This window comes from Glycomyces sp. NRRL B-16210, assembly GCF_000719515.1.
Lineage (GTDB): Bacteria > Actinomycetota > Actinomycetes > Mycobacteriales > Micromonosporaceae > Glycomyces.
In genome coordinates this window covers 97,963-116,343 of the sequence record NZ_JOGR01000004.1, presented here as the reverse complement: position 1 = coordinate 116,343, position 18,381 = coordinate 97,963, and the positions used below count along the sequence as shown (strand labels likewise).

At 73.5% G+C, this 18,381-nt stretch carries 16 protein-coding genes; 5 read left to right on the top strand and 11 right to left on the bottom strand.

The genetic code is table 11. The features are described 5' to 3' along the window. Positions 1-10 precede the first annotated feature (10 nt). The gene (locus tag IF12_RS0106925) at positions 11-937 is read right to left on the bottom strand and encodes a LysR family transcriptional regulator (protein WP_035748635.1); all 927 of its coding nucleotides are present in this window, start codon (positions 935-937) and stop codon (positions 11-13) included. 116 nt (positions 938-1,053) lie between these two features. Between IF12_RS0106925 and IF12_RS0106920 the strand changes: the two genes are divergently transcribed. From IF12_RS0106920 to uppS, 4 genes are all read left to right on the top strand, one after another. Further along, entirely contained in the window at positions 1,054-1,752 is a 699-nt protein-coding gene (locus IF12_RS0106920) for a hypothetical protein (protein ID WP_030156131.1), read from the top strand. 1 nt (position 1,753) lies between these two features. Beyond that, the gene (locus IF12_RS0106915) at positions 1,754-3,691 is read left to right on the top strand and encodes a fumarate reductase/succinate dehydrogenase flavoprotein subunit (RefSeq protein WP_030156129.1); all 1,938 of its coding nucleotides are present in this window, start codon (positions 1,754-1,756) and stop codon (positions 3,689-3,691) included. Continuing rightward, positions 3,688-4,434 (top strand): succinate dehydrogenase/fumarate reductase iron-sulfur subunit, encoded by a 747-nt coding sequence (locus IF12_RS0106910; RefSeq protein ID WP_030156128.1) that lies wholly within the window; start codon positions 3,688-3,690, stop codon positions 4,432-4,434. Before IF12_RS0106915 ends, IF12_RS0106910 begins: the two co-directional genes overlap by 4 nt. Before the next feature lie 314 nt (positions 4,435-4,748). Further along, positions 4,749-5,510 (top strand): polyprenyl diphosphate synthase, encoded by a 762-nt coding sequence (gene uppS / locus IF12_RS0106905; RefSeq protein ID WP_030156126.1) that lies wholly within the window; start codon positions 4,749-4,751, stop codon positions 5,508-5,510. A gap of 7 nt (positions 5,511-5,517) precedes the next feature. Here the strand turns inward: uppS and IF12_RS0106900 are convergent, their stop codons facing one another. Continuing rightward, positions 5,518-6,327 carry an HAD family hydrolase gene (locus tag IF12_RS0106900; RefSeq protein WP_030156123.1) on the bottom strand — a complete coding sequence of 270 codons (810 nt, stop codon included), beginning with the start codon at positions 6,325-6,327 and terminating at the stop codon, positions 5,518-5,520. Positions 6,328-6,500: 173 nt separating this feature from the next. On the opposite strand from IF12_RS0106900, the gene IF12_RS0106895 reads away from it, so the two are divergent. Continuing rightward, positions 6,501-7,013: a hypothetical protein gene (locus tag IF12_RS0106895; protein ID WP_030156121.1), complete on the top strand. Its 513-nt coding sequence runs from the start codon at positions 6,501-6,503 to the stop codon at positions 7,011-7,013. A 10-nt stretch (positions 7,014-7,023) separates the two neighbouring features. Here the strand turns inward: IF12_RS0106895 and IF12_RS0106890 are convergent, their stop codons facing one another. The 9 genes from IF12_RS0106890 to IF12_RS26065 form a co-directional block, all read right to left on the bottom strand. Beyond that, complete coding sequence (locus tag IF12_RS0106890; protein ID WP_030156118.1) at positions 7,024-8,187, bottom strand: hypothetical protein; 1,164 nt, start codon at positions 8,185-8,187, stop codon at positions 7,024-7,026. A gap of 111 nt (positions 8,188-8,298) precedes the next feature. After that, complete coding sequence (locus IF12_RS0106885; RefSeq protein WP_030156115.1) at positions 8,299-9,414, bottom strand: hypothetical protein; 1,116 nt, start codon at positions 9,412-9,414, stop codon at positions 8,299-8,301. Continuing rightward, positions 9,411-10,937 carry an IucA/IucC family protein gene (locus IF12_RS0106880; RefSeq protein ID WP_030156113.1) on the bottom strand — a complete coding sequence of 509 codons (1,527 nt, stop codon included), beginning with the start codon at positions 10,935-10,937 and terminating at the stop codon, positions 9,411-9,413. The genes IF12_RS0106885 and IF12_RS0106880 overlap by 4 nt, the downstream gene beginning before the upstream one ends. After that, on the bottom strand, positions 10,934-12,286 hold the full coding sequence (locus IF12_RS0106875; protein WP_051704065.1) for an IucA/IucC family protein: 1,353 nt from the start codon (positions 12,284-12,286) through the stop codon (positions 10,934-10,936). The genes IF12_RS0106880 and IF12_RS0106875 overlap by 4 nt, the downstream gene beginning before the upstream one ends. 87 nt (positions 12,287-12,373) lie before the next feature. After that, positions 12,374-13,639 carry a J domain-containing protein gene (locus IF12_RS26990; protein WP_166659594.1) on the bottom strand — a complete coding sequence of 422 codons (1,266 nt, stop codon included), beginning with the start codon at positions 13,637-13,639 and terminating at the stop codon, positions 12,374-12,376. A 170-nt stretch (positions 13,640-13,809) separates the two neighbouring features. Then, positions 13,810-15,315 (bottom strand): molybdopterin-dependent oxidoreductase, encoded by a 1,506-nt coding sequence (locus IF12_RS26985; RefSeq protein ID WP_030156106.1) that lies wholly within the window; start codon positions 15,313-15,315, stop codon positions 13,810-13,812. 90 nt (positions 15,316-15,405) lie between these two features. Further along, positions 15,406-15,930: a hypothetical protein gene (locus IF12_RS23845; RefSeq protein ID WP_051704064.1), complete on the bottom strand. Its 525-nt coding sequence runs from the start codon at positions 15,928-15,930 to the stop codon at positions 15,406-15,408. After that, positions 15,923-17,824, bottom strand: a complete 1,902-nt coding sequence (locus IF12_RS0106855; protein WP_030156102.1) for a dynamin family protein — start codon at positions 17,822-17,824, stop codon at positions 15,923-15,925. Before IF12_RS0106855 ends, IF12_RS23845 begins: the two co-directional genes overlap by 8 nt. Next, positions 17,821-18,363, bottom strand: a complete 543-nt coding sequence (locus tag IF12_RS26065) for a nucleotide exchange factor GrpE (protein ID WP_197034635.1) — start codon at positions 18,361-18,363, stop codon at positions 17,821-17,823. Before IF12_RS26065 ends, IF12_RS0106855 begins: the two co-directional genes overlap by 4 nt. Positions 18,364-18,381 lie beyond the last annotated feature (18 nt).

Genomic DNA, 18,381 nt, shown 5'->3' with positions numbered 1-18,381 from the left:
TCCGACACTCCTAAACCGACCGCATTCCCTCCGGGAGGCGCCCCCAGGCGTGCAGATCCGTCAAATGGGCCTCCAAACAGGACGCGAACGCCCCCGCGGCCTTCGTCAAAGGCGCCTCCCGCCGCGAGGCCAGGGCGATGATGCGGCTGGCCCCCGGCGGCGCCAGCGGCGTGGACCGCAGCCCCGGGCGGCCCGCGGCGATCATCGCCGGCAGCAGCGCGATCCCCAGCCCGGCCTCCACGAGGCTCGCGACCGCGTCGGTCGCGCCCCCGTCCACGCCGGTGCGCGGGGTGAAACCGGACCGCTCGCACGTCGTGATCGTCAGATCCCGAAGGTCGTAGCCGTGCGCGGGGAGCACGAACGCCTGCTCGCGCAGCTGCGGCAGTCCGATGAAGGCCTGGCGCGTCAACGGCGGCAGGTGCGCGGCCGAGGCGACCACGAGCGCCTCGGACAAAAGCGGGCGCACCGACAAGCCGCCGTCGCCGGCCGCGTCGCCGATGGTGAACGCCAGGTCGAGGTCCCCGGCCGCGAGCCGCTCCGAGAGCGGCCCCGACCCGTCCTCGGTGAGCGTCACCGTCACCCCCGGGTGCGCCTCGAGATAGCGGGTCAGCAGCGGGGCGATGAGCCACGAGCACAGGCTCGGGGTCGCCCCCAGCCGCAGGTGCCCGGCGCGCACGGCCAGCACGTCGTCGATGTCGGTGCGGGCCGCGCCGATCGCGGCGGTGATGCGCCGCGCGTGCGGCAGCAGGGTCTGCCCGGCGTCGGTCAGCTCGATCCGCCCGCGCGAGCGCGTGAGCAGCGGCGCGCCCAACTCGGCCTCGAGCGCCTGGATCTGCTTGCTCAATGACGGTTGTGTCACACCGAGTTGATCGGCCGCCTGGGTGAAATGCCGGGTTTGTGCGACAGCGAGGAAGGCCTGGAGTTGCTGCGGACGCATCTTCATAACCTATCGGCATCGAACACGCCCCGGCCATGAATTGGACCCGTGAGGCGTATCGCGTCTACCGTGTGGCCGTGTCTACGGAATTGCAATCGCGCACTGCGGCGCACCCGGTGAAACGGGCCCGCGCGCCCTGGAAGCCGTGGCGTTCCACCATCGGGCTGAAGGTCGCCATGGGCGTCTCCGGCATCCTGCTGGTGCTGTTCCTCGTCGCCCACATGGCCGGGAACCTCCACGTCTTCGAAGGCCGCGAGTCCATGAACGACTACGCGGCGGGGCTGCGCTCGTTCGGCGAGCCCCTGCTGCCCCACGAGAGCCTGCTGTGGGTGATGCGACTGGGCCTCATCGCCGCCGTCGCCGTCCACATCGTCTCGGCGGTCGTGCTCACCCGCCGCGCCATGCAGGCCCGCCCGGTCCGCTACGCCTCGAAGAAGCCCGCCAAGGGCGAGTCGCGCCACGCGGTCGCCACGATGCGATGGGGCGCGATCGTCATCGTCCTGTTCGTCGCCTGGCACCTGATGGACCTGACCTGGCGGACGGTCAACCCCGTCAAGGACCTCCACGACGCCTACGGCGCCGTGGTCGCCACCTTCGACCCCGAGCGCTGGCCCGTGACGGTCTTCTACCTCCTGGCACTGGTCGCCCTCGGGTTCCACCTGCGCCACGGGATCTGGTCGGCCGTGCAGACCATCGCCGGGCCGAACACCAGGTGGCGCAAGCGGACCCAGGCGGTCAGCCTGGCCGTGGCCGTCCTCCTCGTCGCGGGTTTCGCGATCGTGCCCTTGGCCGTCACTTTCGGACTGGTGAGCTGATATGAGCACTGACTTCTACCGCGACGGCGAACCCGTCGCCGACGCCAAGGCCCCCACGGGGCCCATCGCCGAGCGCTGGGAGCGCCGGCGCTTCTCCGGGCGGCTGGTCAACCCCGCCAACCGTCGCAAGCTCCGCGTCATCGTCGTCGGCACCGGCCTGGCCGGCGCCAGCGCGGCGGCCACGCTCGGCGAGCTGGGCTACCGGGTGGCGAACTACTGCTTCCAGGACTCGGCGCGGCGGGCGCACTCGATCGCCGCGCAGGGCGGGATCAACGCGGCGAAGAACTACCGCAACGACGGCGACTCGGTGCACCGGCTGTTCTACGACACCGTCAAGGGCGGGGACTTCCGCTCCCGGGAGTCGAACGTGCACCGCCTGGCGGAGGTCTCGACCGAGATCATCGACCAGTGCGTGGCCCAGGGCGTGCCGTTCGCCCGCGAGTACGGGGGCCTGCTCGACAACCGCTCGTTCGGCGGCGCTCAGGTGTCGCGGACGTTCTACGCGCGGGGCCAGACCGGTCAGCAACTGCTCCTAGGCGCCTACCAGGCGCTCCAGCGGCAGGTCGCGGCCGGGACGGTGGACCTGCACACCCGCCACGAGATGCTGGAGCTGGTGATCGTCGAGGGCAAGGCCCGCGGGATCATCGTGCGCGACCTGGTGACCGGGGAGATCTCCACGGAGCTGGCCGACGCGGTCGTGCTCGCCACCGGCGGGTACGGGAACGTGTTCTTCCTGTCGACGAACGCCAAGGGCTGCAACGTGACCGCCTCGTGGCGGGCGCACCGCAAGGGCGCGTACTTCGCGAACCCGTGCTACACGCAGATCCACCCGACGTGCATTCCGCAGTCGGGGGACCACCAGTCGAAGCTGACGCTCATGTCCGAGTCGCTGCGCAACGACGGGCGGGTGTGGGTGCCTAAGAAGCGCGGGGACCACCGCCACCCGGCGGAGATCCCCGAGGACGAGCGGGACTACTACCTGGAGCGGCGCTACCCGGCGTTCGGGAACCTGGTGCCGCGCGACATCGCCTCGCGCGCCGCGAAGATCGTGTGCGACGAGGGGCACGGGGTCGGCCCCGGCGGACTCGGGGTGTACCTCGACTTCGCCGACGCCATCGACCGCCTCGGGCAGAAGGCCGTCGAGGCCCGCTACGGCAACCTGTTCGACATGTACGAGCGGATCACCGGGGAGAACCCGTACGAGCGGCCGATGCGGATCTACCCGGCCGTGCACTACACGATGGGCGGCCTGTGGGTCGACTACGACCTGTCGTCGAACATCCCGGGCCTGTTCGTGACCGGCGAGGCGAACTTCTCCGACCACGGCGCGAACCGCCTGGGCGCCTCGGCGCTCATGCAGGGATTGTCCGACGGGTACTTCGTGCTGCCGAACACGATCTCGGACTACCTCGCCGACGGGCCGTTCGAGGCGCTCGGCGAGGACCACGAGGCGGTGGTGGCCGCCCGCAAGGAGGTCGACGACCGGATCGAGTTCTTCCTCCACAACGACGGCGACCGCACGGTGGACTCCTTCCACCGCGAGCTGGGCAAGATCATGTGGGAATACTGCGGGATGGAGCGCAGCGACGAGGGCCTGCGCAAGGCCATCGGGCTCATCCGCGACCTCAAGGCCGAGTTCTACAAGCGCGTCAAGGTCACCGGGAAGGCCGAGCAGCTCAACCAGGAGCTGGAGAAGGCCGGCCGGGTGGCCGACTTCTTCGAGCTGGGCGAGCTGATGTGCATCGACGCCCTGCACCGCACCGAGTCGTGCGGCGGGCACTTCCGGGCCGAGTCCCAGACCGAGGAGGGCGAGGCCAAGCGCGACGACGAGCACTTCTCCTACGTCGCGGCCTGGGAGTTCGGGGAGGACGAGCCGGTCCTCCACAAGGAAGCGCTCGAGTTCGAATACGTCAAGCCCACCCAACGGAGCTACAAGTGAAGCTGTCTCTGCGAATCTGGCGCCAGCCCGACGCCGACACCAAGGGCGAGATGGTGCCCTACGAGATCGACGGGGTCTCCGAGGACGCGTCGTTCCTGGAGATGCTCGACGTGCTCAACGAGCACCTCATCTCCGAGGGCAAGGACCCGGTCGCGTTCGACCACGACTGCCGCGAGGGCATCTGCGGGGCGTGCTCGCTCGTCATCGACGGGCAGGCGCACGGCCCGCAGGCGGCGACGACGACCTGCCAACTGCACATGCGCAAGTTCTCCGACGGCGACTCGATCGACATCGAGCCGTGGCGGGCCGGGGCGTTCCCGGTGATCAAGGACCTCGTGGTCGACCGGAGCGCGTTCGACCGGATCATCCAGGCCGGCGGGTACATCTCGGCGCCGACCGGGACCGCGCCGGACGCGCACGCGGTGCCGATCCCGAAGCAGGACGCCGATGCGGCGTTCAACGCGGCGGCGTGCATCGGCTGCGGCGCGTGCGTGGCGGCCTGCCCGAACGGGTCGGGGATGCTGTTCATGGCCGCCAAGGTCGCCCACCTCGGTCTGACCCCGCAGGGGCAGCCGGAGCGGCAGACGCGCGTGCTCGGCATGGTCGCGGCCCACGACGAGGCCGGCTTCGGCGGGTGCACCAACGTCGGCGAGTGCAGTGCGGCCTGCCCCAAGGAGATCGGGCTCGACGTGATCGGGCGCCTGAACAAGGACTTCCGCAAGGCCGCCATCCGCGCCGCCTGAGGAACGACTGCGAGCGGTGGGCTCTGGCGAAGAGCCCACCGCTCTTCACATTCCACGCGTCAGCGGGGCTCATATGTCGCGAAGCCGCCGTGCGGCTCGGTCCCGTGGGGATAGCGAGAAGGGGCCTCCGGCCGATGCCGGAGGCCCCTCGTTTCTCCTGCCCCGCGTGAGCGGGGAGACCCCATGGGCGGATCCGGGCCCACCTGGATGGGCGAGGCCGCCCTATGTGAACAACGACCCGCGCCGCGCTTGGTCGCGGTGACCCGCGTCTCTCCTGCGGATCCGTGCCGGGCCGGGCTCGATAGGATCGCGCCATGCGCGCACCCCGATGGCTCTACCGGCTGTACGCGAACCGCCTGCGGCGCGGGCTCGACCGCTCGCGGCTGCCGCGCCACGTGGCCGTGGCGATGGACGGGAACCGGCGCTGGGCCCGCCGGCAGGGCTTCGACGACGCCGGGATCGGGCACCGCTACGGCGCCGAGCACCTGGAGACCCTCCTGGACTGGTGCGCCGGGATCGGCATCGACCACGTCACCGTCTACGTCGCCTCCACCGACAACCTGACCAAACGCGACGGCGGCGAGATCGCGCACCTCATGGACATGATCGAGGCGATCATCGCCGAACGCCTCGTGCGGCCGGGCAACCCCTGGCGCCTGCACCTCGCCGGGCGGCTCGACGCCCTCCCCGACACCACCGCCCGCGCGCTCAAGACCGCCGTCGAGGCCACCGCCGACCGCACGGGCGGGCACCTCACCATCGCCATCGGCTACGACGGGCAGGCCGAGATCGTCGACGCGGTCCGCTCGCTCCTGGAGACCGAAGCGGCCCGAGGCGCCGACCTCCCCTCGCTCGCCGCCCGCCTGACCGCGGCCGACATCGGCCGGCACCGGTACACCCCCGACCTGCCCGCGGCCGACCTCATCATCCGCACCAGCGGCGAGCGGCGCCTGTCGAGCTTCCTGCTGTGGCAGTCGGCGGGCGCGGAACTGCACTTCTGCGAGGTCTACTGGCCAGGGTTCCGCCACATCGACTTCCTTCGGGCCCTGCGGGACTACACCCGCCGCCGCGCCTGAACCGCGCTCACGCGCACTCGCGCACCAGCGCCTCCACCGCTTCGGCCACGCCGTCCTCGCGGTTGGACCCGCACCGGTCCGAAGCCGCCTCGGCCGCTTCGGGATGCGCGTTCGCCACCGCGAACGACCGGCCCGCCCACGCCAGCATCGGCACGTCGTTCGGCGCGTCCCCGAACGCCGCCACCGCTTCGGGGCCGATGCCGCGGGCCTCGCACCACCGCGCCAGCGCGGTGGCCTTGCTGACCCCGGCCGGCCCGATCTCCAGCAGCCCCAGCCCGCCCGAGTGCGCGACCGCGACTCCGGGCAGTTCGAGCGCCCTGGCGGCGCGGAGTGCGGTGTCGGTCCGCTCGTTCGGCACCTGCGCCAGCAGCTTCACGATCGCGGCCGCGCTCGCGAAGACCGCGGCGAGGGTGCCGCGGAAGGCCCGGCGGTCGCCAACGGAGTCGACGCGGCTGTAGCCGGCCTCGGCGACGACCTCGAAGCCGGTCTCGACGGCGAAGCGGACTTCGGGCATCGCCGCGCGCAGCGTCTTCGCCGCCAGGGCGGCGGTCTCGGCGTGGAGGGTCGTCGTGGCGAGCACCTCCCGTTCGGCGGGGGCGTAGACGATCGCGCCGTTGGCGCAGATCGCGGCGTCCAGGGAGGCGGCGAGCGGGGTCCATTCGTCGAAGACCCGCGGCGGCCGGGCCGTCACGGCGACCACGGCGATGCCCTGCTCGCGGGCCGCGGCGAGCGCGGACTGGGCCCGTTCGGTGAACCGGCCGCCGGGGGCGAGGAGGGTGCCGTCGAGGTCGGTGGCTATCACTCGTGACGCGGACATCCCGGGAGGATACCGATACCGGCGGGACGGGAGTGGCCAGGCCGCCGAAAGTGGCCCGTGCGGGAAGCCGCAGCCTTGAACCTCTAGTGCCCCAAGCACTTCGCGACGGTCCGCTGTGGCGGATGCCCGCTAGGCTGTGCCGTGCCCCACTTCGCGAACGCTAGGAGTCCGCCATGGACGCACCCCCCGGTCCCGCAGTCCCCAAGCCGGGGACCGTCGTCGCCGCGCAGACGATGGTCTGGTTCCAGTTCGGCACGTCGGTGGCGGCTCTGGTCGTCTCCTGCGCCGCGCTCGCGGTGTTTCCCAACGACATCGCGGATCTGGTGACCGACGCGGCGAGTTCCGGCGAACCGGTCGGGGCCCAGATCATGCTCGCCGCGGTCCCCGCGCTCGGGCTGTTCCTCGTCACCGCCGCCGTGTTCGGCGTCCTCGGCCCGAAGCTCGGCGGCGGCCGCCGCTGGGCCCGGACTGCGACGTTGGTCTTCACACCGATATTCGCCTTGACCGCCCTGGCCTTCTTCGCGGCGCTGGTGACGGCGCAGCAGGAGCCCATGGCCGCGTTCGGACTGCTCATCGCGACCGCGTTCGTCCTCGCCTTTCCGGTGGTGGCGTTCTTCTGCCTGCTCTCCGGCTCGGCACGCCGCTGGTTCGCCCGCCCCGCCGCCCCGGCGCAACCGCCCTACTAGCGGACCGCCGTCAGCGGCGGAGCTTGTCGCGGTTGGCTTCGACGAAGCGGTTCGCGGCGATCACCAGCGGCTCGTGCTCGCTCGCGGCGTGGCGCGTGTGGAGGCGCTCGCACAGGTCGGCCAGGGCCGTGGCCAGGTCGGTCATGATCGGGCCCTGCTTGCCGGTCTCGGTCAGCGCCATGAGCATCGCCAGCCAGGCCGGCCCGTGGTCGCGGAAGTTCAGGTGCAGGTTCCGTTCGGTGCTGCGGTCGGCGGCCATGAGCAGGTAGTGCACTTCGGAGGCGATGCGCCAGGCGAGGTTGGGGTGGACGCGGGCGAGGGTGACCACGGCCGGTTCGGCCGCGTGCAGGGCCACGGCGGCGAACGCCGGGTCGCAGCGCGCCGAGATCGTGACCGGCGCGCGCCGCCCAGCCGGGTCGGGGCACAGCCGGGCGATGAGGCCCCGGTCGAGGAACGCGCCCATGCCCGCGGCCGCCTCCAAAGCGGCGCGGAGGGTCAGCGTGGTCGGCGGCGCGAGCGGTTCGGCCTCGGGGAAGCGCGCGGCCAGCAAAGAGGCGGCGCCGCGGGCGTGGCCGGGCCGGCCCGCGGCGGTGTGCAGGGCCGCGGCCAGGCGCAGGCAGTCGCGCAGCAGGTCGGTGTCGGTGCCGGCGGCGATGAGCATCCGGGCGGCCTGGTCGGCCGCGCCGACGGCCAGGTCCGGGTCGGCCGCGCGGTAGTAGACGCGGGCGGCGCGCGCCAGAGCGGCGGCGAGGCCGGCGAAGCCCGGGCCCGCGGGGTCGGTCGGGTCGGTGTCCTCCAGCAGGCTCAGGCCTGCGTCGGCCTCGGAGGCGGCCGTCAGCAGGCGCCCGGACCTGGCGGCGGCTTCGGCCAGGTCGATCCGGGCGGCGGCCCGGTCGGTCCGGGCGATGTCGAGACCGGTGGTGAGTTCGAGGCGTTCACGTTGGGCCACATACGCTTCGATGATCTCCCCGACGGCGGTGTGGGCGGCGGCGCGGTCGGCGAGGAGGTCGGCGAAGTCGATCCTGGTGGCCCTGTCGTCGGGGCTGACGGCCAGGCAGCCGCGGTATTCGGCCGCGGCGCTGGCGTAGACGGCGAGGGCGCCGCGATGGTTGCCCGCGGCGGCCAGTTTCTGAGCGTCGCGGTGGGTCCGCCGGGCGTGACGCCGGTTGGGCATACGGACTCCTCAATGAGGGGATCGAGGCTGTCAGGCACGGGCCGGGACGGGCCTGTGCCTGCGTCAGGCACTTCATCCTAGACGGTGGGCGGGCGGCGGCGGATCCGCCGATCAGACGATGACGACCTGTTCGGGGCGGGGGTGGCCGAGGAAGCGGTCGTGTGAGATCTCCCAGCCGTAGGCGCCGGCGTTCGCGAAGACGAGCCGGTCGCCGACCGCGATCGATCGGACCTGCCGGCCGGCGTGGAGCACGTCCCTGGGCGTGCACAGTTCACCGCAGACGCGGACTTCCACGTCGGACCATACTGTGCCCTCCCGCGGGCCGGGCACGACGGTGAAGGGGTGGGAGTATCCCCAGGCCGCGGGCAGGCGGAAGTGGTGGGTGCCGCCGCGCACGATCGCGAAGGCCCGGCCGCGGACGGTCTTGAGGTCGAGGACTTCGGCGACGTACCAGCCGGCGGGGGCGGCGAGGTAGCGGCCGGGTTCGAAGACGAGTTCGACGCCGGCGGCGTCGGTCGCTTCGAGCGCGGCGGCGAGGGCGTCGAGGTCGATGGCCGGGCCGCGGGGGTCGGCGCCGAGGCCGCCGCCGACGTTGACCGAGCGCAGTTCGAAGCGGCGGGCGGCGCGGCGGGCCCAGTCGAGGGCGGTTTCGACGTGGTGGGCGTAGGCGGCGGCGTCGAGGCAGTTGGAGACGGCGTGGAGGTGGAATCCGGCCAGGTCGAGGCCGAGGTCCAGGGCGCGGTCGATCGCGGCGTCGACCTCGTGCTCGTCGATGCCGAAGGGGGTGGCCTCGCCGGTCATGCGGTGGGTGCCGGGCAGGGCCGGGCCGCGGTTGACCCGCAGGGCGACCGGGCCGCGGTGGCCGGCCTCGGCGAGGCCGTCGAGTTCGCGGGGGCTTTCGGCGTGGACGGTCAGGGGCCGGTCGCAGGCCGCGGCGGCGGCGAGGTCGGCGGGGGTCTTGGCGGGTCCGGAGAAGGCCAGGCGGGCCGCGCCCGCGGCGGCGGCGTCGGCGAGTTCGCCGCCGGAGGCGCATTCGACGCCGTCGGCCAGGCGGACGGCGGCGTCGAGGATCGCGGGGTTCGCGCAGGCCTTCATGGCGTACAGGATCGTGTGGCCGGGCAGAGCCTGGCGCAGGCGCGCCATGCGGGCGGCGAAGGCGGCGGGGTCGTAGATCCAGGCGCTGGACGGCGAGGGCAGGGCGCGGACGGCGGCCTCCAGGGCGCTCATCGGCGGCCTCGGGCGAGCGGGTTGTCCACGAGCGTCTCGATCTCCTTGCCGGGGTGCAGGCGCATCGTCAGCAGCGCCTTGGTGGGCTGGCGGGGGGCGAGGTAGGCGTCGACGTCGGCCGCGGGCAGGTCGAGGCCGGCGATGTGGTCGGCGAGGTCGGCCCAGAACGCGGCGGTGTCGAGGCCGAGGTCGCGTTCGAGGACGGCCGCGAGGGCCGCGAAATGGTTCTGGAACAGCGTGTAGGCCACTTTGGAGCGGACCTGGTCGAGGCCGGCGGCGTTGACGGGGCTGTCGGGCGGCAGGTCGAGCGCGAAGGGCACGCTGGGGACGTGGATGCGGGCGCCGCCGAGGTCGCGGGTGACCGGGGCGACCGGTTCGGTGCCGCGCATGGCGACCAGGCTGTTCTGGAGGTGCGCTTCGAGGCCGATGCCGTCGCGGGCCTTGGCCAGGACCGGGCCGGTGAACGCGATCGCGTAGGCGCGCAGCCATGCGGCCGCGTCGCCGTGCCAGTCGGCGTATTCGGCCGCGAGGCTCACGCCGGTGACCGGTGAGGTGGCGGCCAGGGCGGTGGCGGGAACGCAGACGGCGCCGCTGGGGGTGTGGGCGGCGAGTGGTTCGCGGGCGAGGGCGGTCAGTTCGCGCGAGCCGGGGAGCCAGGCGCCGGCGATGTCGGCGACGATGCGGTGGCCGGAGTCGTCGCCGGCGGCGCGGAGCGCGGCCGAGAGGTAGGGGCCGAGGGCGGCGGTGGCGGGGGAGATGTCGCGGCGGGTGGAGGTGATCTGGATGCCGAGGGCGAGTTTGAGGAAGCCGGGGGCGGTGTGTCCGGCGAGGGTGCGGATGGCGGCGGTGGGCCAGGCGGGGACGGTGGCCTCGAGCAGGCGCAGGCGGCCGGTCGCGAAGAGGTCGCCGTAGGCGGGGAGGATGCGGTGCTCGAGCTGCCAGGGGTGGGCCGGCAGGACCGGGTGGGGCAGGTCGAGTCCGACGAGCATGGGGTGGTCGCGCAGGTCGGTGCCGGAGCGGGCGAGGACGCCTCCGGGGTCGGCGATGAGGCGGACGCGGACGGGCCGGGGGGTTTCGAGGTCGTAGCGTTCGAGGTCGGTGCGGGTCCAGCCGAGGCGGGTGCGTGCGCACGGGTGGAGTTGGTGGCCTTCGGTGGCGAGGGTTTCGAGGCGGCGGGCGGTGGTGTCGGGGTCGCGGGTGCAGCGGGCGATGAGGCGGGCGAGGCTCGCGTCGCCGGATCGGTGGGCGAGGCCGGCGAGGTGGCGGGCGCGGGCGGCGGCGCGGTCGGTGGCGAGGGCGAGTCCGGTGCGGGCGGAGTCGAGTTCGGCGGCGAGGTGGGCGGGGGCGGGCTCGCCGAGGATCGCTTCGAGGGTGCCGACGGGGTCGTCGGCGGTCTGGTCGGTGCCGGTGAGGTCGAGTTGGTTGAAGGCGCCTTCGCGGGCGTCTTCGGGTGCGGGCCGGTCGCGGCGGTCGGCGAGGTTCTCGCGCCAGGCGGCGGCGGTGACGTGCGCCGAGACGCTCACGCGCCCGCCAAGGGGTTGTCGAGGCGGGCCCAGAGGTCGTCGGTGGGGTTGTCGGCCAGGCGCATCGCGGTGGTGGCCTTGACCGGCCACGGCTCGCGCAGGACCGCGCGGCGGACCCGCGGTTCGAGGTCGAGGTCGCGCACGGCGTCGGCGAGGGTGCGCCACCATGCGCCGGGGTCGGTGCCGGTCCAGGTCGCGAGCGCTTCGACGAGCGCGGTGAGCGTGGTGGGGAACAGGGCGGCGAGGAGTTTGCGCAAGCGGGCCTCGGGGTCGGGTTCGGGCAGGTCGCCGATGAGGCCGGGCCATTCTCGGGGCGGGACGCGGACGCCGCCGAAGTCCCGGTAGACCAGGCTCGTGGGCACCTCGCCGGTGAAGGAGGCGAGGGTGTTCTGCCCGTGCGCTTCGAGGGCGACCCCGGTGGCGGCGAACAGGCGCAAAGGCGCCAGCGCCACCGGTGCGAAGGCGGCCCACCAGGAGTCGAGGTCGGACCCGGCGAGGGCGGCGGCGATGGGCCGTCCGGTGGCCGGGCAGGGTTCGGCCAGGGCCGCGAGCGGGACGGCGCGGGGGTGGCCGGCGGTGTGCGGGGCGGGGCGGAGGATCGCGGCCAGGTGCGGCCGGGGCTCGCCCGAGTCGGTGCGGCTGATGGCGGCGTGTTCGGCAAGCACGGTGATCCCGGCCGCCGCCGCAGGAGTTTTCAGCCGCCGGGCGATCGAGGGTCCGTTGTGGACCGCCGCGGGGGAGACGTGGCGGACCGCGGAGGTCAGTTGGAGGTCTACGGCGGTCTTGACGTGGAGGTCGCCGGTCGAGAGGGTCCGCAGGCTCATCAGGGGGGCGACGCCGGTCCAGGTCGCGGACGGTTCGGTCAGGCCGTGGCGGGCGGCCTGCCACGGGTGCACCGGGAGGTCGCCGGCCGCGAGGGCGGTCCAGGAGTCGGTGGCGTCCAGGTGCGGCATCGGGTAGCGGCCCAGGTCGAGTCGGGCCCGGTGTTCGGGGGCCCAGGCGCGGATCTGAGCGTCGGTGAGCGTCCCGCGCGACCGGGCGAGGGGGTGGGTGGGGTGTCCGAGGAGGACGGCCTGCTCGAACCAGACCGAGGGGTCGGCGTGGGCGGCCGCGGCGGTGGTCCACAGGTCGGCCGGGTGGGGCCGGGCGGCTTCGAGGGCGAGGGCGGTGCCGCGGACGGCGGCGGCGATCTCGGCGGTGAAGCGCTCGGCGTGCGCCGAACCGGCGGCGAGGGAGGCGGCCAGCTCGGTCGCGTCTCGGCCTTCGGCCGGTCCGGGGAGCGGTTCGCGTGCCGCGGCGGCCCGCAGGCGTTCGGCGACGATCGCGTCGGCTCGGGCGGTGGCGTCCATATGAGTGCACTGTACTGGGGGAACAACCTCATGTGGAGGGTGCGTTTGCTCACCGTCGGGTGCGGCCGCGTTGCGGCGGGGGCGGTCTCAGGCGCGGACGACGGGGGTGAGGTCGTCGGTGCGCGGGCCGGGGATGGTGGCCAGGAGCATCCGCAGGGTCTGGAGGACCGGCAGGTCGTAGACGGCGCCGCCGGCGGCGAGCCACATGCCGATGTCGGCGGCGGCCTGGCCGACGGCGACGTCGTGGACGGCGGCGGCCTCGCCTTCGCGGGCGGTCTCGGGCAGGGTCGGCCACAGGACCCAGCCTTGGACGTGCGCGTGCGGTACGGCCGCGGCGAGGGCGGCGACGGCTTCGGGGAGGTTGACGGAGTCGACGTCGGCGCTGTCGCGGCCGACCGGTGCGCACAGCAGCGCGACCCGGTCGCCGCAGACGATCGCGTGGGGCACGCGCGTGTCCGCTTCGGCCGGGAGGGCGACGAACAGGCGCGAGGCCGGGAGGTTCGTGAGGACTTCCCGCAGGAGTTTGCCGGTGGGCCGGTCGGCTTTGGGGCTGGTGCCGATGGGGCCGAAGGCGTTGAACTGGCGCAGGGCGCCGCCGACGGCGCGGCGCAGGGCGAGGGTCCAGCGCAGGCGCCGGACCGTCCACGCCAGACTCGCGCCGGTGAGGACGAACACGCCGAGGTACCAGCCCCACAGGTTGCCCGGTCCCGGCAGCCACACGGCGGCGGCCGCGAACAGGAACGCGAGGATCAATCGCCCGGTGGGGCGGGTCGGGGCGGCGGTGGGGCGGTGGCGCAGGGCCCGGCTGGTCTGGACGAACACGATGAAGACGATGGCGAGGGCGGCCGGGATCGACAGGGCGCGCACGAACAGCGAGGCGCCGGTGGCGAGCGCGGCGGCGCAGAACGCGAATCCGGCGATGGTCCACAGGGTCGCGACGGCGGCGGTCACGGCCCCGGCGATCCACGCGGAGGGCCGGTGGACGGGCCGGGTGCGGCGGATCCTGGCGTGCCAGGGGACGGCCACGAGCGCGCCTTCGGTCGACAGGGACTGCTCCTGCGGCTGCGGTGCGGGGGCGACGTTCCAGCCGCGGACCTTGCGGTGGGAGGGCTTGGCGGCGGCGCGGCCGTAGCGGCGGGCGGCGCGGCGGCCGAAGCGCAGCAGGTCGTACTCGCGGCGGTGCCCGGGGTGGGAGAGGATCTCCCAGGCGCTCTGGACGAGATGGAACTCGGCTTCGTCACCGCCGCGGTCGGGGTGGGTGTCGCGCAGGCGACGGCGGTAGGCGGCCTGGATCTCGGATCTGGGTGCCTCCGGGCTCACCCCGAGTACGCGGTAGTGGTCTGGTTCGTTCACCACGCGGCTCCCGGTCGGTCGTACGGGGACGGGCCAGCGGCCCGGCGAGGGGGAATCGGTCGTCGGTCTCGACGGTAATGCTGTCAATCTACCGCCGCATCGCCGCTTCCGGTGTCGCCAGGTCCGAGAATTTCACTCGAATGCTTCGCGGACGCGTGCGGTCGCGCGTCTCAATCGACGGTGACGGTGACACTGTGGAGTCCGGTGGCGCCGTCGGGGACGACGCCGGCGACCGCGCTGGTCTGCGGGTTCCCTTCGCCGTCGGTGGCGCGGACGGTGAGCGTGTGCTCGCCTTCCGGAGCGTCCCATTCGATCCGCCATTGCCGCCAGGTGTCGCCGGTGGCGACATCGGACAGTGCGCACTCGCGCCATTCACCATTGTCGATCCTCAGGTCGACGGCGCTGATGCCGCGGTGCTGGGCCCAGGCGACGCCGGCGACGGTGACGGTCCCGGCCCGGGCGCGGCGGGCGGGGGTATCGATGCGCGAGGCGGTCTTGATGGGGCGCGGGGTGGACCAGCCGCGGGTGATCCAGTAGGCGTCGTAGGCGTCGAAGGTGGTCAGTTCGAGTTCGGTGAGCCACTTGGTGGCCGAGACGTACCCGTAGAGGCCGGGGATGACCAGTCGGGCGGGCCAGCCGTGGTCGACCGGGAGCGGATGGCCGTTCATGCCGACGGCGATCAGCGCGTCGCGGCCGTCGAAGACCAGTTCGGTGGGGGTCCCGGCGGTCCAGCCGTCGGAGGAGCGGGAGACGAGCTGGTCGGCGGCGGGGTCGGGTCCGGCCTCGGCGAGGAGGTCGGCGAGCGGGACGCCGAGCCAGCGGGCGTTGCCGACCAGGTCGCCGCCGACGGGGTTGGAGACGCAGGCGAGGGTGATGTCGCGTTCGACCAGTTCGCGCCCGAGCAGGTCGGCGAAGGTGAACTGGAGTTCGCGGTCGACCATGCCGTGGACGCGCAGCGACCAGGTGTCGACGTCGACGCGGGGGGCGGTGATCGCGGTGTCGATGCGGTAGAAGTCGCCGTTGGGGGTCCGGTAGGGCGACAGGCCTTCGACGTCGAGGTCGGCGTTCGGTCCCGGGTCGGGCGCGGGGACGTCGGCCTCGGGCAGGTCGAGGGCGGCTCGGTCGGCTTCGACGGCGGCGGGTCCGACCCGTCCGGCCCAACGCGCCCCGACTAGGGCTGCGGCGCCGACGCCGGCGAGGACGCCGAGGAAGACCCGGCGTCCGGCCGGGGTCCCTTCGCGGCCGGTGCGGTGCCACCATGTCAGTGCCGCGGCTGCCGCGGCCGCGCCCAGCAGCGCCGGTATCGCCGCGGCGAGCGAGAGGCCGGGGCGCGAGACGGCCGCGGCGCCCGCGAGGGCGGCGCAGGCGGCGATGAGGAGCGCGCCGAGGCGCGGTCGGGTGCGCCAGGCCAGGCCCGCCAGGGCGCCGACGCCGGCCAGTCCAGCGGCGAGGGCGGCGATGAGCAGCGGTTTGTCGGCGGTGCCGAACGTGTCGATGGCCCACCGGGTGAACCAGGTGGGGGAGGCGGCGACGACGAGGTCGCTGGTCGCCGACAGCGGTGCGGCCCGGGGCGCGAAGGCGGCGGCCACGGCGTGGGCGAGTGCCAGTCCGGCGAAGGCGGCGAGGGCGCCGGCGGCGGCCCAGGCCCTGGGCCCGGCGGGTCGGTCGGCGTTCATGCGTCCATCATCGCTCGCCTAAGCGCAAGCGGCGACAGGCCCGAGGCGTGGTTCGCGGGCGGCGTGCCGGGGCGGGCCCGCGGGAGACGATCAGTGCTGCCAGAACCGGGCGAGCGCGGAGGCGGCGGGGTCGTCGATGTCGGCGAGGGCGTACTCGGAGGCGTCCACGGGGCTGGCCGAGGCGCCGTTGACCCACGGCTCGGACTCGGCGGTGCCCATCACGTCGAGGTCGACCCACGGGTAGCCGTCGACCGGTTCGGGCACGTCCAAGTCCAGTTCGGGCGGGAAGCCCGGCGGGTTGTCGGCCTCGGACAGCAGCAGGTCCTCGTACGTGGCGGCGTAGGCGGTCTCGTCGCCGGCCGCGTCCTCGCCGTCGTACTCGGCCTCGACCTCGCCTGCGTCGCCGGCTTCGTCCATGAAGCCCTCGTCGAGGTCGTCGAGGTCCTCGCCCTCGTCGAAGTCGAACGCGTCCAGGTCGTCGCCGCCGGGAACCTCCGCTTCGTCGAAGGCGTCCAAGTCGGGGGCGTCCGCGCCGGAGGCGAAATCGCCGTGGAAGTCGCCCCCGTCGAGGTCGTCGCCGTGTTCATCGGAGTCGAACGGACCGAAATCATCCATCGGAGTCCCCCTCTCCCGGGACGAGGGTGCGGGCCTTGGCCAGCACCTCGTCGAGCTGTTTGACCTTGGTGGCCATGGAGTCGCGGCGCTGCTTGAGCGCGGCCTGCTTCTTGGCGCGGGCGGCCTGGTCGGCCTTGGCGGCGTTCTCGGCCGCCGAAATGCGCGCGTCGAACTCCGCCGCGCGCCGCTCCAGGGCGTCGTCGAGGGTGGAGTTGAAGACGAACTCGACCTCGGTGAACCGGAAGCTGATCTCCTCGTTGAGGTTCGCCCGCGCCTCGGCGATGATCCGCTGGACCCAGCCCTTGGCGGCCTGGCGGTTGCCCTGGATCTTGCGTCGGTACAGCAAGAACGCGGCGGCGGCCAGGCCGACGCCGATACCGGAGGCCGACAGGGCGATCGCGCCGGCGGTGCCGGCGACGGCGGTCAGGCCGACCGCGCCGGCGCCCATGGAGACCACGCGCCCGGCCATCATCGCCACGCCCGCCGAGGAGGCGACCAGGAGCGCGCCGTCGTTGGCCGCGTCGCGGCGGGTCCGCCCCGAGGCGGCCGTGCGCAGGCCCGCGGAGATCGCGTTGGTCGCCTGGCGCAGTTCGTCGTCGTTGAACACCTGCCGCAGGACGCGCTCGGCCAGGAGCACGAACCGCTGGTGCAGCTCGCCGGACAAGCGCGCGGCGATGCCCTGCAACGCGATGTCCACGCGCTGAGGGAGCGATTCAAGCGCGGCCTTGTTGGCCTTCTCGACCTCGTCGAGCAGCGCTTCTTCAAGTTCCTGCAAGTGGGTGCGCAACCGGCCCTGGACCTCGATCTTGGCCCGCTGGGTCTCCACGCGCAAGGCGAGGTTCGCCTTCTTCGTCTCGGTGCGCCGCAGCGCCAGGGCCTGCTTCTTCTCCTCCTTCAACCGGTTGGCGGCCTCAGGGTCGGGGTCGTAGGCCTTCATGTCCTCGGCGGCCGACAGCGCCAGGCGCTGGAACTCGGTGCGCACCGCGCGCACCACGTTCGCGGCCACCAGGGCCTTCCCGGCCGAGGCGACGCGCACCAGGGCCCGCTGCATCTTCCCGATGCCCGATTCGCGGGCCAGCGCCTGGCGCGTGGGTCCCTGCGAGGCGAGGGCGTGCTCGGCGAGCATCGCCGAGACCGGGAAGTGCGGGGCGTTGCGAAAACGCGGGGCGTGGGCCTCGATGAGGGAGCGGTTCTCCTCCATGACCGTGCGCCAGCCCGGGTAGGTGTCGGTCTTGGTCAGGGCGAAGACGACGAAGTTGACGCGTTTGGACGCCTCGGTGAGGAAGTCCAGTTCGGTCTTGGCCATCGGGCTGGAGGCGTCGGTGACCATGATCAGGCACGTGGCGCGGGCGACCGCCTCGAGGGCGATCTGGGCGTGGTCGGGGTCGAGGCCGCCGGTGCCGGGGGTGTCGACGATCGACATGTGCTTGAGCAGCGCCGAGGGGTGGCCCACGAGCATCCGGCGGGGCGGGACCATCCCGGGGGGCATGGTGCCCAGCCGCGTGGCCCAGTTGCGCAGGTCGCCCACGCCCAGGAGCATCGGGTCGGAGGCGCCCGGCTGCCAGGCGCGCACCGAGGCCTGGTCGGCCCAGGCGAACTCGAGGTAGGCGGTGGTGGCCACCTGCGCGTCGACCGGCGACAGACCCGGCATCCCCAACAAAGCGTTGACCAGGGAGGACTTGCCGCGTTTGGTCTCGCCGACGATGACGGCCACGGGCTTGTCGGGCTGCCAGCGGGAGACCTCGTCGACCTCGGCGGCGGCCTTGGCGTCGACGGTGCGCAGCGAGGCGTTGCCGGCCTTGGCGGCCTTGGCGCACAGCTTGTGGATCTGCGCGGCCGGGTTCGGCTTCGGGGCGGCCTTCTTGGCGGGGGCCTCGGCGGCGGTGTCGGTCATGCCCGCACCTGCCCGCGGTAGACGGTGACGATCGGGTGGCGCAGCAGCCGTCCGCGGTCGGTGTAACCGGGCGTCTCGGTGCGGGCGATGATGCCGTCCTCGGCGGGGCTGGCGGCCGCGACCGTCGCGCCGACCTCGTGGACGGCCGGGTCGAACCGCTGGCCGGTGGCGTCGACCTGGGACACGCCCACGCGCGCGAACGCGCCGTCGAGGTGCTGGGCCAGCGCCGGGGAGGTGGCGCGGTCGCGCATCCAGATGCACGCGTCGACCAGGACGGTGCGGTCGGCGCCGGCCTGGGCGTCGGCGGCCGGCTCGGCGGCCTGCGGCGCGACGTAGGCCTCAGCGGCGGGGGCTTCTGGCGTCGGCGGCGCGATCGACCGCCCGGAGAGGACGGCGACGACGGCGGTGACGACGACCGACCCGGCCCCGACGGCCAGGGTCACCGGATCGAACCCGCCGGTGAGGAACACCGCGCCGAGGGCGGCGGCGGCGAGTCCCACGAGGGCCCCCACCAGCGGTCCGCCGATTCGATTCGTCACTTTGCTCTCCTTATGTCA

Coding starts and splice junctions, on each gene's coding strand:
- IF12_RS0106915 (WP_030156129.1), top strand. CDS start 1,754: ATGAGCACTGACTTCTACCGCGACGGCGAACCCGTCGCCGACGCCAAG.
- IF12_RS23845 (WP_051704064.1), bottom strand. CDS start 15,930: ATGGATGATTTCGGTCCGTTCGACTCCGATGAACACGGCGACGACCTC.
- IF12_RS0106885 (WP_030156115.1), bottom strand. CDS start 9,414: ATGAGCGCCCTGGAGGCCGCCGTCCGCGCCCTGCCCTCGCCGTCCAGC.
- IF12_RS0106900 (WP_030156123.1), bottom strand. CDS start 6,327: ATGTCCGCGTCACGAGTGATAGCCACCGACCTCGACGGCACCCTCCTC.
- IF12_RS0106875 (WP_051704065.1), bottom strand. CDS start 12,286: ATGGACGCCACCGCCCGAGCCGACGCGATCGTCGCCGAACGCCTGCGG.
- uppS (WP_030156126.1), top strand. CDS start 4,749: ATGCGCGCACCCCGATGGCTCTACCGGCTGTACGCGAACCGCCTGCGG.
- IF12_RS26985 (WP_030156106.1), bottom strand. CDS start 15,315: ATGAACGCCGACCGACCCGCCGGGCCCAGGGCCTGGGCCGCCGCCGGC.
- IF12_RS0106855 (WP_030156102.1), bottom strand. CDS start 17,824: ATGACCGACACCGCCGCCGAGGCCCCCGCCAAGAAGGCCGCCCCGAAG.
- IF12_RS0106925 (WP_035748635.1), bottom strand. CDS start 937: ATGCGTCCGCAGCAACTCCAGGCCTTCCTCGCTGTCGCACAAACCCGG.
- IF12_RS0106890 (WP_030156118.1), bottom strand. CDS start 8,187: ATGCCCAACCGGCGTCACGCCCGGCGGACCCACCGCGACGCTCAGAAA.
- IF12_RS0106895 (WP_030156121.1), top strand. CDS start 6,501: ATGGACGCACCCCCCGGTCCCGCAGTCCCCAAGCCGGGGACCGTCGTC.